Genomic DNA, 12,391 nt, shown 5'->3' on the forward strand with positions numbered 1-12,391 from the left:
GCCGGGGGCGCTCTATCAGGCTTCCGATTCGGTTACCCGGCCCCGCCGCCGCTCACGTCGCCGCGGTCGGGCTCGGAGTCGACGCCGCCCCGGGCGGCGCCGTCGCCGGCGGCGTCCGAGCCCGGGCCGTCGCCGACCTCCGACGCATCTGCCGCCGGCGCGTCGGGGTCGACGGCCCTCGGCGCCTCGCTCCCGGCGTCGACGCGGGCGACGCCCGACGTGTCGTCGAAGACGAGGTGCCGGTGCGGGTACGCCATCTCCACGTCCGCGTCGGCGAGGCGCTCGCGGATCAGGGTGTTCACGTCCGATTGGACCTTCGCGAGCTTGTACGGCTTCTTCACCCAGTACCGCAGCCGGAGGAGGATCCCGTCGTCCGCGAACTCGTGGAGCCGACAGTCCGGGCCCGCCATGTACCGGGCCACGCCGATCCGGATGTCGGGGCCGCCGTCGATGACGGCGTCGCAGTCGCGCGCCGCCATCTCGATCAGCCGCCGCGCCTCCGGGATGTCGCTCTCGTAGGTGACCAGCACGTCGATAGACCGGCGCGTCCGCTCGTCTTCGGCCGAGAGGTTCGTCACGTCGCGTTCGCGCATCGTCCCGTTCGGCACGACGAGGAAGGTGTTGTCGACGGTGAAGATCTTCGTGTACCGGATGGTAATGTCCTCGACGAACCCGGCGGTCCCGTCCTCCAACTCGATCATGTCGCCGATCTCGAACGGCTGGTCGGCGAGGACGAACACGCCGTTGATGAAGTTCCCGACAAGCGGCGCGAGGATGATACCGATGACGGCCGAGAACACCGCCGTCCCGAGGAGGAGGTCGGCGAACTGGAACCCGGCGGCGCCCAGTCCCACGAGCAGTGCGGCCCCGATCGTTCCCGCCCGGACGCCGCGGACGATCGTCTGTGCGACGCTCTGGCGGGACACCCGCTGCGCCACGGGGCGACCGATCAGCCGGACCAGGAAGTTTGCGAGGACGACGCCCACCGCGACGGAGGCGACCACGGTGAGGAGCCCCGCTCCTGGCAGCTCGGCGAGCCGAGAGCCGAGACTGGCGAGCCGGGAGACGACCCCGACAATCGGCGTCACCTCCGGGAAGACCATGATGACTCGCGGACGGCCATCCGAAAAAGCGTTTCTCCCTGCGGACGCCCCGGGCGGAGAGCGCGAGCGCGGCGCCCCCGAGCGCGCTGAACGTCGGCGCCGCGGTGCCGCTCGTCGACACGGCGAACGCGACCTACGACCTCGGCGTGGACGCGACCCACTTAGAGGCGTTCGCGGAGGAGATCCGGCGGCGCTACGAGGACCTCGCCGAGCGGATCGAAGAGCGGGAGCCGGAGGGGAGCGACGACCGGACGTATCTGTGACCGGTCGGTCGTCGCGGGGGTGGAGGAGCGAACTCTGAAAACGCGTACAACTCGACTCATAGTAAAAAGCTATAATCCCCGCCCCCCTTCGTCGGACTATGACAGACGATCTCCGGGACACCCTCGACCGCGTCGGGGACCGGTTCAACCTCGGCGAGTACGAGATCGACGCGTACCTCGCGGTGTTGGAACACGGGGAACTGACGGCGAGCGACATCGCCGACCGGACCGACATCCCGCAGCCGCGGGTGTACGACACGGTCCGGAGCCTCTCGGACCGCGGGCTCGTCGAGCTCCGCGAGTCCCGACCGATGAAGATCGTGGCCGTCGACCCCGACGACGCGTTCGGCGAGCTCCGCTCGTCGTTCACGGAGATGGTCGACGAACTCGAGGCCCGCTACACCGCGCCGACCAGGGAGACCGAGGCGGTGTCGCTCGTGAAGTCGCGCTCGACGATCCTCCGGTACATCGAGGAGGTGATCGAGAACGCGGAGTACGAGCTCGCGGTGTCGCTCACGCCCGGCCTCCTCCGGCGGTTCCGCGACGAGCTCGCCGCGAAGGTCGCGGCGGGCGTCAGCGTCGAACTGCTCGTCACGCCCGCGTCGAACGCGCCGGACCCGGCGGAGTTCGACTACCTCGAGGTCGCGACCATCGCGCGCGCCCGCCGCGGGATCACCACGCCGGTCCTCGCGGTCGGCGACGGCGAGTACTCCGTGTACGCCACGCAAGACGCGCTGCGCGACGACCGCGAGCGCTACGGCGTCATCTTCAACCGCTCCGCGCTCGGCTTCCTCGTCTCGGGCTTCTTCGGCACCGTCCTGTGGACGACCGCCGAGACGCTGGCCACCGACGGCGCGGAGCGGCCCTTCCCGCGCCGCTACGCCTCGATCCGCCGCGCCGTGAAGGACGTGCGGGAGTTCGACGGCGAGGAGTTCTACGCCACGGTCGAGGGGCGCGACATCGAGACCGGCGAGGAGGTGACGGTGCGCGGGAAGGTGGTCGACGTCGCGTTCGTCGACACCGAGGAGGTCGCCTCGCTCGTCGTCGAGACCGACGAGGGGCGCGTCGAGATCGGCGGCCGCGTCGCCGCCCTGGAGGACGTCGAGGGCCAGGAGATCGTGATCGGGCGCGGCGAGCCGCCGGCGCTGTGAGGCGGACTTCGGTCGCCGCGCGGTCGCCGTTCAAGTGCGTGCGGTCCGAAGCGTCCCCGTGACCGACGACGCGTCCCTCGACGACGACCGGGCGGTACCGACCGTGTCCTGCGAGCGGTGCGGCCGCGAGTGGGACCTCGACCGCGAGATCGACGGCCTCGACCCCGGCGGCCACGCGGTCGAGCAGTTCGCGATCGACCACGAGCGCCACACCGGCCACTACCCGGACGACGTGACCCCGTGGATCGCTCGGTGCGAGCGCTGTCCGGACGGCGAGCGCTTCCTGGCGGAGCGGCCCGCCCGGCGCTGGGCGCGGACCCACGCGCGACACGCGAACCACCCGGTCCGGCTCGAAGCGCCGAGGGGCGACGACGACCTCGTCGCCCCTGACGGCGACCGAGACGGGGCGTGAGGGGCTGACCGCCGGCTCCGGTCACGGGCCGAGCGCCGCGATGTCGGCGCCGACCGCGGCCCGCGCGTCCGCCGGGTTGGGGTCGCTGTCGGCCAGGTGCGTCCACTCGCAGGCGGACAGCGCCGCGATCCGCTCTTGGATCGCCGTCCTGTACGGCGCGGCCGACGGGACGCCGTCACCTGTCCCCCAGACGTCGTCGATGACGGTCCGCGAGTCGATCCGGACCTCGACGGCCGCCGGGTCGCAGCGCGCGGCCAGCGCCTCCAGTCCCATGTGGAGCGCGGCGTACTCCGCGGCGTTGTTTCCGACCCGGCCGACCGGTCGCCCCAGCCGGACCGCCGGTTCGCGGTCGGCCCGCAACACGGCGCCCGCCCCCGCCGGCCCCCGGTTCCCGCGGGCGCTCCCGTCGACGTAGAGGACCACGCTGCCGTCGTCGTCGCCCCACGAGCCCTCCCGCTCGCCCGGCGGGTCCGCGGCGAGTACCGCCTCGACGGCGGTCCGGATCTCGCCGTCGCCGGTCCCCGGGTCGAACAGGCCGCCGTAGCCGGACACGGCCGCGTCGATCGCGTCGATGGCGGGGCCGATCTCGTACCCGTACCGCGCCAGGACCTCGTCGACGCGACTCGCGAGCGGCGAGAGCCCCTCCGTGGGGAGTCGGTCCATCACTCCTCCGTCGTCCGGCGCGCTCCCTGTCGGTCCATCACCAACGGGTTCGACCGACGAGACAAAAAGGCGCGGGCGCCCCGGCAGCGCGGCCGCGAGCGGGACGGCTTCGTCCATGCCGCGCGTGGCCGCCGTAGGGAGTACGCGACGCTCGGCGGGTCCGGAACGAAGGCGAGTCGGATCGGCATCGGGACGAACACCTTCGGCGGCGACGCGGACCGGCACCTCTCGGACGAGGAGGCGCAGGTGGTCGTCGACACCGCGATCGACCACGGGATCGCCTTCATCGACACCGCAAACGCCTACGACGCCGGCGAGCGCGAGCGCGTGCCCGGCGAGGCGCTCGACGTCGACCCCGCCGACCCGGACCTCGACTGGCCGGCCGAGCCGTACGAGCCGGTGCCGGTCGACGGCCCGAGCTGACGCGCTCGCGCGGCCGCCACATCGACAGCGTATTTACGTCCCGAGCGCGACCGGTCTGACATGACGCTCGTCGTGGTCCCCGTCCGGTTCCCTCCCTCGTCGCACTCGGCGGCGACGCTGCGAGAGGCGACCCGCGTCGCCGAGGAGCGCGACGCGGACCTCACGGTCCTCCACGTCGACCTCTACCAGCGCTCCGGCGGGGTCTCGCGCAGCGACCTCAAGCGCGCCGTCGAGGAGCGAATCGGTCGGGTCGACCGCGCGCGCTACGTCGTCCGCCGCGGCTTCCTCGTCGAGGAGACGATCCTCGAAGAAGTCGTGGCCGAGGGCGCCGACGTGGTCGTCATCGGGTCGAAGCAGGCCGGCCGGTGGCGGCGGATGGTCCAGAAGCTGCTCTCCGACCCCGACATCGACTCCTTCCTCCGGGGCGAGCTCGACTGTACCGTGATCACCGTCGACGCGGACGGCGGGATCACGACCAACGAGGTCGACGACGAGGGCCCGCCCCTGCCGGAGGACGACGACTGAGCCCTCGCGCGGTCCGACCTACTGGGCGACCTCGTACCGCCGCTCGTACTCGATGACGGTCGCCACTCGGTCGGCGACCGCGGCGCCGAACTCGCGCTCGACGACGTACAGCGCCAGGTCGATTCCGGAGGTGACGCCGCCCGCTGAGAGCAGGTCGCCGTCGTCGACGACGCGGGCGTCGACGACCTCGGCGCCCGACTCGCGGAGCTCCTCGACCGCCGACGCGTGCGTCACGGCCCGGCGGCCGTCGGTGACGCCCGCCTCCGCGAGCAGCATCGAGCCCGTACACACCGAGGCGATCCGGGTGCCGGCCGCGTGGTGGCCGGCGAGCGCGCGCGGCGCGTCGCCCTTCTGCGCCTCCGCCCAGGCGCTCGCGTCCTCGTCGCGCGCGCTCCAGCCGCCCCCGGGGACGACGAGCAGGTCGGGCGCGTCGGCCGACTCGGGGTCGGGAAGGACTCCGTCCACGCCCACGCGGGTCCCGTGGCTCGCGGTCACCGTCTCGCGCTCGGCGAGCGTGACGTACCTGACGCGGCCGGCGCGCTCGCCGTCCGCGGCGGCGTAGCCGAGCGCGTAGTCGAACACCTCGTACGGCCCGATGCCGTCGAGTTCGTCGAACCCGTCGTACAGCAGCACGTCGACGTTCATACCGCTCCGGAGGGCGGCGGACGGTTTGTGCGTTCCCCCTCCGGGAGAGCGAGGTCCCGGCCGCGCGTCGGTCTGAGCGTTCGACGGGGCGTCACTCGTCGTCGAACGCGGCGACGACGCGCTCCATGTCTCCCGCGACGCGCTCCGGGTCGATCCGCTCGCCGCGGTAGGCCCGTTCGACCACGCCGTCGGGGTTGACGAGCAGGGTCACGACGATGTGGGTGAAGTCGTAGCCCGGGAGGCGGTCGCTCTCCGTCGTCCGCTCGAAGCCGATCCCCAGTCGGTCCTCGACCACCGCCTTCGCGCGAGCCGGCGTCTCCGGCCGCAGGTAGATCCAGTTGCCCGCCTCGAGGTCGGCGCCGATCGACTCGGCGTTGTCGCGGAGCGCCGCCGCGTCGTCGCGCTCCGGATCGAACGTGATCGGGATAAAGTACGTGTCGTCGGTCAGCCCCGCCGCCGCGACGCGGCGCTGTACCGTCGCCCACTGGCGGAGGAGGATCGAACACTCCGCGGGACAGAACGTGAACACGCCGGTCACGAGGGCGGTCCGGTCGAGCTCGTCGCTGTCGAACGTCTCGTCCGCGAGGGGAGCCGGCAGCTCGAACGACGGGAGCGGCTGGCCGTACGCGGGATACGCGAGGTCCTCGCTGTCCGCGAGCTGGTCCGACTGCGGATCGAGCACGACGTCGTCCGGGCTTCCACCGAACAGGCGCGACGTACAGCCCGCGACGGAGCCGGCGGCGGCCGTTCCGACGCCGGCGAGCAGCGTTCGTCGCTTCATACCCGAGCGAAGGGGCGAGCGGCGCATAACGCGTCTGGTGCGATCGACGAACGCGAGCGACCCGGGTCTCGCGGGAGCGAGCGCGCGGCGAGTCGGTCGCCCGAGTCAAAACGGGGTGTAGTACGGGATCGGCGGGTGCGGCAGCGGCACGCCGAGCGTCGCGAGCCCGTGCTGGAGCGGGACGTATCCGAGGGCTACGAAGGCGACGCCGAGCACCCGGTGGATCCGCAGCCGCGTTTCGAGACGCATCGACCCGAACACCGTACCGAAAAGCAGCAGCGACGGCACGGTGCCGAGGCCGAGGGCGCCGAGCGCGACCGTTCCCCCGAGCGCGCTCCCCTGAACGAACGCGTAGAGGAAGGCCGGGTACAGGAGCGGGCACGGGAGAAAGCCGTGCGCCGCCCCCAGACCGACGATCCGCCAGTCTCCGACCCACGCGTCGACGCGGGCGACGATCCGGTCGCTCACCGCGCTCGCCGCCCGGTCGAACCCCGGTATCGGGACGGACTCCAGCCGGAGGCGGAGCGCGTAGCGCGCGCCGACGGCGATGATCACTCCGCCGACGAAGATGCCGGTGAGCGCGTGGACGTCGTCGGCGACGCCGGTGACCGTCCGCCCCGTGACGAACGCGAGGCTGCCGGCGAGACCGAAGGCCCCGCCGAGGGTCGCGTAGCTCGCCGTGCGTCCGAGGTTGAAGAGCGCGTGCTGGCGCACCTGGCGGAGGGTGAGGTCGTCGTCTCGCCCGCGACCGCCGCCGGCCTGCCCGGACCGCATCCGATCGGCGTAGGTGGTGACGAGCGGGCCACACATGCCGAGACAGTGCGCGCCGCCGAGCAGTCCGACGAGCAGGAAGACGCCGAGGCCGAGCGACTTGGTCGCGTACAGGGAGCCGCTCGGCTCACAGGTCGCCGTTCCGACGGCGTCGACGAGTCGAAGCGCCCCGGTATCGATGAGGACGTCCATACCGGATCAACGACCGCCGGGTCGCTAACCGATCTGGTGTGATCGGCGAACGGGCGCGAGCCCGGCTCACACCGATCCCCTCGCGCGGCGCTCACCCGTCACCCCTCGGCGTCGAGGAGCGAGTCGACCGTGCGGACGAAGCGGTCGACGAGCCGGTCGGGCAGCGACGGCGACACCTCGTCGAGGAGCGCGGCCGTCCGGTCCGGACGCGCCAGCGCGACGGTCATCGGCCGGTCGGGGGACTTCTCGACGATCCCGTGGTCCGCGAGCGTCGAGACGTGCCACGACACCGTGCTCTTCGCGAGGTCGAGGTCACCGGCGAGCGCCGCCGGCCGGGTTGGGCCGTCGGCGTGGAGCCTGACGACGATCTCGCGGGCCGTCTCCCGCCTGAGAAACGCGAGCGTCCGCCGGTCCCACGGGTCGACCGCCGGATCGAAGTAGTGCGCGCGCCCGCCGATGCGTTCGACCGCGAGCTCGCCGTCCCGGACGAGCCGGCGGAGGTGGTACTGCGCCTGTCCGGTCGCGATGTCGAGCTCGCGGCCGATCCGGTTGAAGTGGACGCCGGGGGCGTCGCGGACGTGGCGTCGGATCCTGTCTCTGGTGTCCGCCATTTTCGGGGGATCGACCTACCCCCGCTCGGAATAAAAGGCGCCCGTGCGGTCTCTCGCTCTGGGAACGGCGGCGGGGCACGTCTTCTTGTCGGTCGGCTCCCAAGGGCCGGTGTGACGCAGTCGCTCTCGGGGTCGGTGTCGGCGCTCGCCGGATGGTCCGTGGAGGGGTCGCTGCCGATCCTGGCGGTCGTGGTCGCCGCCGGACTCGGGACGAGTCTCCTCTTCGCCGTCAGCCTCGCCGCCTACCGACGCCGCCGGCAGGCGCAGTACCGACTGATCTCCCTCGCCGTCGGCGCGCTCCTGGCTCGGTCGGTGGTCGGCGTCGGGACCGTTCTGGGAGCCGTGCCGATGCCGGTCCACCACCTCCTCGCGCACAGCCTGGACTTCCTCATCGCCGCGACCGTCCTCTATGCGGTGTACGCCCACGCGCCCGGCGCGGTCGGCGACGACGCCGCCTCGGACTGAGCCGAGCGACGCGCCTACCGGCCGACGCTCCCGCGGAGGCGTTCGACCGCGACGCCGACGCGGGGCCCGAACGCGACGGCGGCGACGGAGACGACGGTCCCGCCGACGGTCCACCCGACGAGCGAGGCCACCGCCCGCCCGGTCTGGACGAACCCGCCCTCCGGCGCGAAGGCGACGCCGATCACGTGCTCGAAGACGAGTCCCCGGAACGCACCGTTCGGGGAGAGCGCGACCGACCCGGCGATCCCGCCCGGCGACGCCCCGGCCGACAGCGATCGAAGCACCGCGAGGTCGCCGGCGAGAACGCCGCCGAGCAGCGCGAGGAGGGCGAGCGCGACCGCGCTCCGCCGGCTCGTCGCGACCGTCGACACCGCCGCCGAGAGCGCGAGGTACGCCGCGCCGAACGGCACGACGAGCGCGATGAAGCGGACGAAAAGCACCGGCGAGTCGACACCGGCGTGCGTCGCGAAGATGCCCGTGTCCGGCGCGGCGGTGAGCCACACGTAGGCGCCGACGAGCGCGAACGGGCCGCCCACGAGCGCGACGAGCGCGACCGTCCGGGCGAGCAGCACCCCGAGGACGTACCCGGTCGCGCTCACCGGATACGTCCGGATCACGCTGAGCTCCCCGCTCGCGGCGTCGGCGAACAGCGAGCGGTACCCGAGCACGACCGCCAGCAGCGGCACAAGCACCTCGGCGGGCAACAGCAGGTCGACGACCGCGGGCACGAACCCGGTCGCGCCGCCGCCCCCGACCGCGACGAGGCCGGCGAGGACGACAAGCAGCCCGGCAGCGAGAACGGCGTACCCGGGCGTCCGGCGCACCGTGACCAGCTCGCGCCGGAAGACGACCCACACGCCGCCGAACGGAGAGTTCACCGGTCGGACACCCCCGTGACGTGGACCGACTCGGCGTCGGCTCCGCCGCTCTCTCCGCCCTCCTCCGCCCCGCCGCCCGCGGGCGACGACGCCCCGTCGGTGCCGGCCGCGACCGCGCGGTACAGCGCCGCGACGTCGTCGACCCCCCGCTCGTCGAGGAGGCGCTCGCGGCGCCCGGCCGCGGCGACCCGGCCGCGGCGGAGGACGACGACCGCGTCGGCGTGGGCGTCGACGAGGTCGAGGTCGTGCGAGCTGACGACGACGGCGGCGTCGTCGCCCGCCCGCGCCGCCGCGCGGAACGCCCGCTCTCGCATCTCCGGGTCGAGCCCGCTCGTCGGCTCGTCGAGGACGACGACGTCCGGGTCGCCGAGCCTCGCCTGTGCGATCCCGAGCAACCGCCGCATCCCGCCGGAGAGGTCCGCGACCCGCTTCCCGGCCGCGTCCGAGAGCCCGACCGCCGCCAGCGCCGCGTCGGGGTCGCCGCCAGCGAGCGCCGCGTAGAACCCGAGGGTCTCTCGGGCGGTGAACCCGTCTCGGAACGGTACCCGCTGCGGGAGGTAGCCGACGCGCTTCTCCGACCCCGAGCGCGGACCGCCCTCGGGGTACCGGACCGTCCCCGCGGTGGGTTCGACCGCGCCGCTCAGGACCCCGAGCAGCGTCGACTTGCCGGAGCCGTTGGGACCGATGACGGCGGTGACGCCCGTCCCGACCGACAGTGAGACCTCGTCGAGCACCGCGACGCCGCTGTAGGTGCGCGTGACGCCGTCAAGCGCCGCGAGCGTACGGTCGCTCATTCGGCCCCCTCCGCGGTCGCCGTGGCGTTCCCGTCCGCTCCGGCGGCGGAGCGCCACGACGACTCGACCGGGTCGCCGTCCGACTCCGCGACGGCGGCGAGCCGGTCGGGGTGATACGGTTCGGCCGCGGGCGCCGGATCGATGATGCTCCCCGAGCGCGCCCCGGGCACGGTCCCGCGGAGCGCGTCGAGCAGCCGCGCGGCGGGGGACTCACGCACCGTTACCGCGCTCACCGTCCGGTGGAGCGCCCCGTCGACCGGCGACGTCGGGCGGTACGCCCGTTCGCCAGGACCGCGCGGTCCGACGTTCGCGCCCTCCCAGTAGTTCCCCCGGCCGCCGTCGGCCCACACGCGCAGCGCGCCGGCCCCGGCCGCCGCGTGGTCCGCGTTGCCGACGAAGTCGTTGGCGACGACCCGACTGGAGGGGACGACCGTCGTCGCCCGCGCCCCGAGCTCGTTGCCGACGACGACGTTGTGCTCGTACAGCGACCCGCGGGCGCTCGTGGAGAAGCCGAGCTCGTTGTCGACGAGCGTGTTGTAGCCGACGTACGTCCGCGTTCCCGACGCCTGGATCCCCGCGCTGGAGTCGCGGACGTCGTTGCCGACGATCGCGTTCCCGGCCGGCCGCGTCATCACGGTCACCCCGGCGAACACCTCGTTTCGGAAGACGTTGTCCGCGACCAGCGCGTCCCCGGTGTACATGAGGTGCGTCCCGTACCGGTTGTCGACGAACGTCGAGTTCCGAACGACGGAGCCGTCGGCGCGGTGGAGGTAGATCCCGTCTCGCCCGCCCTCGAACCGGCTGTCCGTGACGGTGACGCGCGACTCCATCCCTGTGATGCCCATGAACCCCGCCTGCCACTCGTCGGTCCCGTGGACGACGAGCCCGCTCGCGGTCGCGTGAGAACCCGATCGCAGCAGGAGCCCGCTCGCGTTCGTGTCCACGACCACCTCGTCGACGACGAGGCCCGGCGCGCCGACGGCCTTCACTCCGGCGTCGCCGTGGCCGTAGCCGAGCTGGATGTTCGTGTCCCACGTACCGCCCGCCGGGTCGCGGGACTGACGGGCGGCTTCCGGGTCCCGGGTCCGATTCCCCGTTCCCGCGATTCGCAGCCCCGTGAGCGCCACGTCGGCCGCGCGGACGGTGACCACCGAGCCGGTGCCGTTGCCGACGATCCGGGTCGCGGCCGCGTCGCCCCGCCCGGCGCCCGCGCCGGCGATCGTCACGGACCGGTTCACGGTCACCGTCTCCTCGTAGGTCCCGGGCGGGACGCGGACTGTCGTGTTCGGCGGCGCCGCCGCGACCGCCGCGGAGACGGTGGGGGCGTCCTCGCCGACGACGACGGAGACCGGTCGGTCCGCGCGCCGTTCCGCGGCCGCGAGCCGCTGGTTCGCCGTCCGCCAGCGGTCCGCGGCGAGCGACCGCACGGTCGCCGCGGAGTCGACGTCGTACGACCGGGTCCGGACCGCCTCCCACCCGACGACCGACCCGCCGTGGTCGTCGGCGAACGCCGCCGCCGCCTCGCGGCCGCGGAACGGGACGACGACTTCGCCCGACGGCGTCTCGGCGTCGCTGCCGACGACGTAGAACGCCTCGTCGACCGGCGTCCACCCACCTGCCCCGCCCGCCGCGAAGAGTCCGGACTCGGTCGTGCCCGGGTCTCGGTGATCGAACGTCTCCACGTACGCGACGAGCGGGTAGCCGAACTGTCGCTCGGTCCGCCCGTCTCCGCGCGAGTCGACGAACGAGGCGATCCCGTTGTAGCCGACGACGTACTGGAGCTGCGAGTAGAACACCTGGACGCGCGGGAGCGTCGCATCGCCCGCCATCAGGGCGTCCGTCTCCGAGGAGAGCCCCAACTCGACCGCGTCCTCGAACCGCACCGGCTCGGGGACTGACTCGCTCGGGTCCGCGGCGAACGCGCCCGCGGTGCCCACGGCCGCGAGGGCGACGAGCGCGACGGCCGCGAGACGGAGGCGACGCGACCGGCCCGAGTCGGTGTCGAATACTGCCACGCGTTCGGTTCGATCGCCAGTGGCTTATGGCGTTTGGTTCGTTCCTCGAACGCGCCGCTGAACGCGTCCAGAGGGGCTAAGAGGCCAGTACCCCAACTACGACCATGACGAAACGCGACCCATCGACTCCCACGCCCGCCAGCTCGAAGAGCGTCCCGCGGCGCCGAGTGCTCGCCGGAATCGCCGCCGCAGGGATCGGTTCCGTCGCCGGTTGCGCCGGCGGTGGGTCGAACTCGATCGCCCCGGTCTCCATCGACGACGACCAGGCATGCGACCAGTGCGGGATGATCGTCGCGGACCACCCGGGAACGGTCGGGCAGGTCCACTTCGAGGACGACGAACCGGAGGGTGGTCGCCCGGCGCAGTTCTGTAGCGCCACCTGTACGTACACCTACCGCTTCGACGCCGAAGACTCCGGGCGCACGCCGCTCGCGACGTTTCTCACCGACTACTCCGCGGTCGATCAGGAGGTGTTCGAGGAGGGCAGCGACACGATGTTCTCCTCGCACGTCGACAGCGAGGCGTTCGCCCGCGAGCCCTCCCTCACCGTCGTCGCGCGCAGCGAGGTAATCGGCGCGATGGGACCCGACCTGATCCCGTTCAGCGAGGAGGGCGACGTCGAGTCGTTCGTCGCCGAGTACGGCGGCGAGGCGATGCCCGCGACCGAGGTGGACCGCGCGACGCTCGAAGCACTGTGAG

15 protein-coding genes and 1 pseudogene are annotated in these 12,391 nt (G+C 73.0%); 7 read left to right on the top strand and 9 right to left on the bottom strand.

The annotated features are described in order from the left end of the window. Positions 1–32 precede the first annotated feature (32 nt). Positions 33–1,103 (bottom strand): mechanosensitive ion channel family protein, encoded by a 1,071-nt coding sequence (locus tag EXE48_RS16170; protein ID WP_137704382.1) that lies wholly within the window; start codon positions 1,101–1,103, stop codon positions 33–35. 83 nt (positions 1,104–1,186) lie between these two features. On the opposite strand from EXE48_RS16170, the pseudogene EXE48_RS16175 reads away from it, so the two are divergent. The 3 genes and pseudogenes from EXE48_RS16175 to EXE48_RS16185 all read left to right on the top strand — a co-directional run. Continuing rightward, positions 1,187–1,366: pseudogene (locus EXE48_RS16175) on the top strand (proteasome assembly chaperone family protein); the annotation flags it as partial. A 98-nt stretch (positions 1,367–1,464) separates the two neighbouring features. Next, positions 1,465–2,517, top strand: coding sequence for an HTH-type sugar sensing transcriptional regulator TrmB (gene trmB, locus EXE48_RS16180; RefSeq protein ID WP_053772613.1), 1,053 nt, complete (start codon positions 1,465–1,467; stop codon positions 2,515–2,517). A gap of 58 nt (positions 2,518–2,575) precedes the next feature. Next, positions 2,576–2,929, top strand: coding sequence for a DUF8062 family protein (locus tag EXE48_RS16185; RefSeq protein WP_053772612.1), 354 nt, complete (start codon positions 2,576–2,578; stop codon positions 2,927–2,929). Positions 2,930–2,950: 21 nt separating this feature from the next. On the opposite strand, the gene EXE48_RS16190 is transcribed toward EXE48_RS16185, so the two are convergent. Then, a complete protein-coding gene (locus EXE48_RS16190) occupies positions 2,951–3,592 on the bottom strand; it encodes an RNase H family protein (RefSeq protein ID WP_053772611.1) in 642 nt (213 codons plus the stop codon). Positions 3,593–3,778: 186 nt separating this feature from the next. Between EXE48_RS16190 and EXE48_RS19170 the strand changes: the two genes are divergently transcribed. Both EXE48_RS19170 and EXE48_RS16200 read left to right on the top strand, forming a co-directional pair. Next, positions 3,779–4,015, top strand: a complete 237-nt coding sequence (locus EXE48_RS19170; protein WP_241992032.1) for an aldo/keto reductase — start codon at positions 3,779–3,781, stop codon at positions 4,013–4,015. Positions 4,016–4,075: 60 nt separating this feature from the next. Beyond that, positions 4,076–4,540: a universal stress protein gene (locus EXE48_RS16200; RefSeq protein ID WP_053772610.1), complete on the top strand. Its 465-nt coding sequence runs from the start codon at positions 4,076–4,078 to the stop codon at positions 4,538–4,540. Between the two features lie 18 nt (positions 4,541–4,558). Here the strand turns inward: EXE48_RS16200 and EXE48_RS16205 are convergent, their stop codons facing one another. From EXE48_RS16205 to EXE48_RS16220, 4 genes are all read right to left on the bottom strand, one after another. Then, positions 4,559–5,185 carry a DJ-1/PfpI family protein gene (locus EXE48_RS16205; protein ID WP_137704381.1) on the bottom strand — a complete coding sequence of 209 codons (627 nt, stop codon included), beginning with the start codon at positions 5,183–5,185 and terminating at the stop codon, positions 4,559–4,561. Between the two features lie 91 nt (positions 5,186–5,276). Further along, positions 5,277–5,966 (bottom strand): SCO family protein, encoded by a 690-nt coding sequence (locus tag EXE48_RS16210; protein WP_053772608.1) that lies wholly within the window; start codon positions 5,964–5,966, stop codon positions 5,277–5,279. A gap of 105 nt (positions 5,967–6,071) precedes the next feature. After that, positions 6,072–6,929: a sulfite exporter TauE/SafE family protein gene (locus EXE48_RS16215; RefSeq protein WP_137712043.1), complete on the bottom strand. Its 858-nt coding sequence runs from the start codon at positions 6,927–6,929 to the stop codon at positions 6,072–6,074. 98 nt (positions 6,930–7,027) lie between these two features. Beyond that, entirely contained in the window at positions 7,028–7,540 is a 513-nt protein-coding gene (locus EXE48_RS16220; RefSeq protein ID WP_053772606.1) for a winged helix-turn-helix transcriptional regulator, read from the bottom strand. 111 nt (positions 7,541–7,651) lie between these two features. Between EXE48_RS16220 and EXE48_RS16225 the strand changes: the two genes are divergently transcribed. Continuing rightward, a complete protein-coding gene (locus EXE48_RS16225; RefSeq protein WP_053772605.1) occupies positions 7,652–8,005 on the top strand; it encodes a DUF7471 family protein in 354 nt (117 codons plus the stop codon). Between the two features lie 14 nt (positions 8,006–8,019). Here the strand turns inward: EXE48_RS16225 and EXE48_RS16230 are convergent, their stop codons facing one another. From EXE48_RS16230 to EXE48_RS16240, 3 genes are read right to left on the bottom strand one after another with little or no spacing between them, the layout of a single operon-like run. Further along, positions 8,020–8,883 carry a copper ABC transporter permease gene (locus EXE48_RS16230; RefSeq protein WP_137712044.1) on the bottom strand — a complete coding sequence of 288 codons (864 nt, stop codon included), beginning with the start codon at positions 8,881–8,883 and terminating at the stop codon, positions 8,020–8,022. After that, positions 8,880–9,677 (bottom strand): ABC transporter ATP-binding protein, encoded by a 798-nt coding sequence (locus EXE48_RS16235; RefSeq protein WP_053772787.1) that lies wholly within the window; start codon positions 9,675–9,677, stop codon positions 8,880–8,882. The genes EXE48_RS16230 and EXE48_RS16235 overlap by 4 nt, the downstream gene beginning before the upstream one ends. Next, the gene (locus EXE48_RS16240; RefSeq protein WP_137712045.1) at positions 9,674–11,692 is read right to left on the bottom strand and encodes a NosD domain-containing protein; all 2,019 of its coding nucleotides are present in this window, start codon (positions 11,690–11,692) and stop codon (positions 9,674–9,676) included. The genes EXE48_RS16235 and EXE48_RS16240 overlap by 4 nt, the downstream gene beginning before the upstream one ends. A 104-nt stretch (positions 11,693–11,796) precedes the next feature. Here EXE48_RS16240 and EXE48_RS16245 point away from each other — a divergent pair, with 104 nt between their 5' ends. After that, complete coding sequence (locus tag EXE48_RS16245) at positions 11,797–12,390, top strand: nitrous oxide reductase accessory protein NosL (RefSeq protein ID WP_053772602.1); 594 nt, start codon at positions 11,797–11,799, stop codon at positions 12,388–12,390. Position 12,391 lies beyond the last annotated feature (1 nt).

This window comes from Halorubrum sp. ASP1 (assembly GCF_005435135.1).
In the GTDB taxonomy this organism is placed as follows: domain Archaea; phylum Halobacteriota; class Halobacteria; order Halobacteriales; family Haloferacaceae; genus Halorubrum; species Halorubrum tropicale.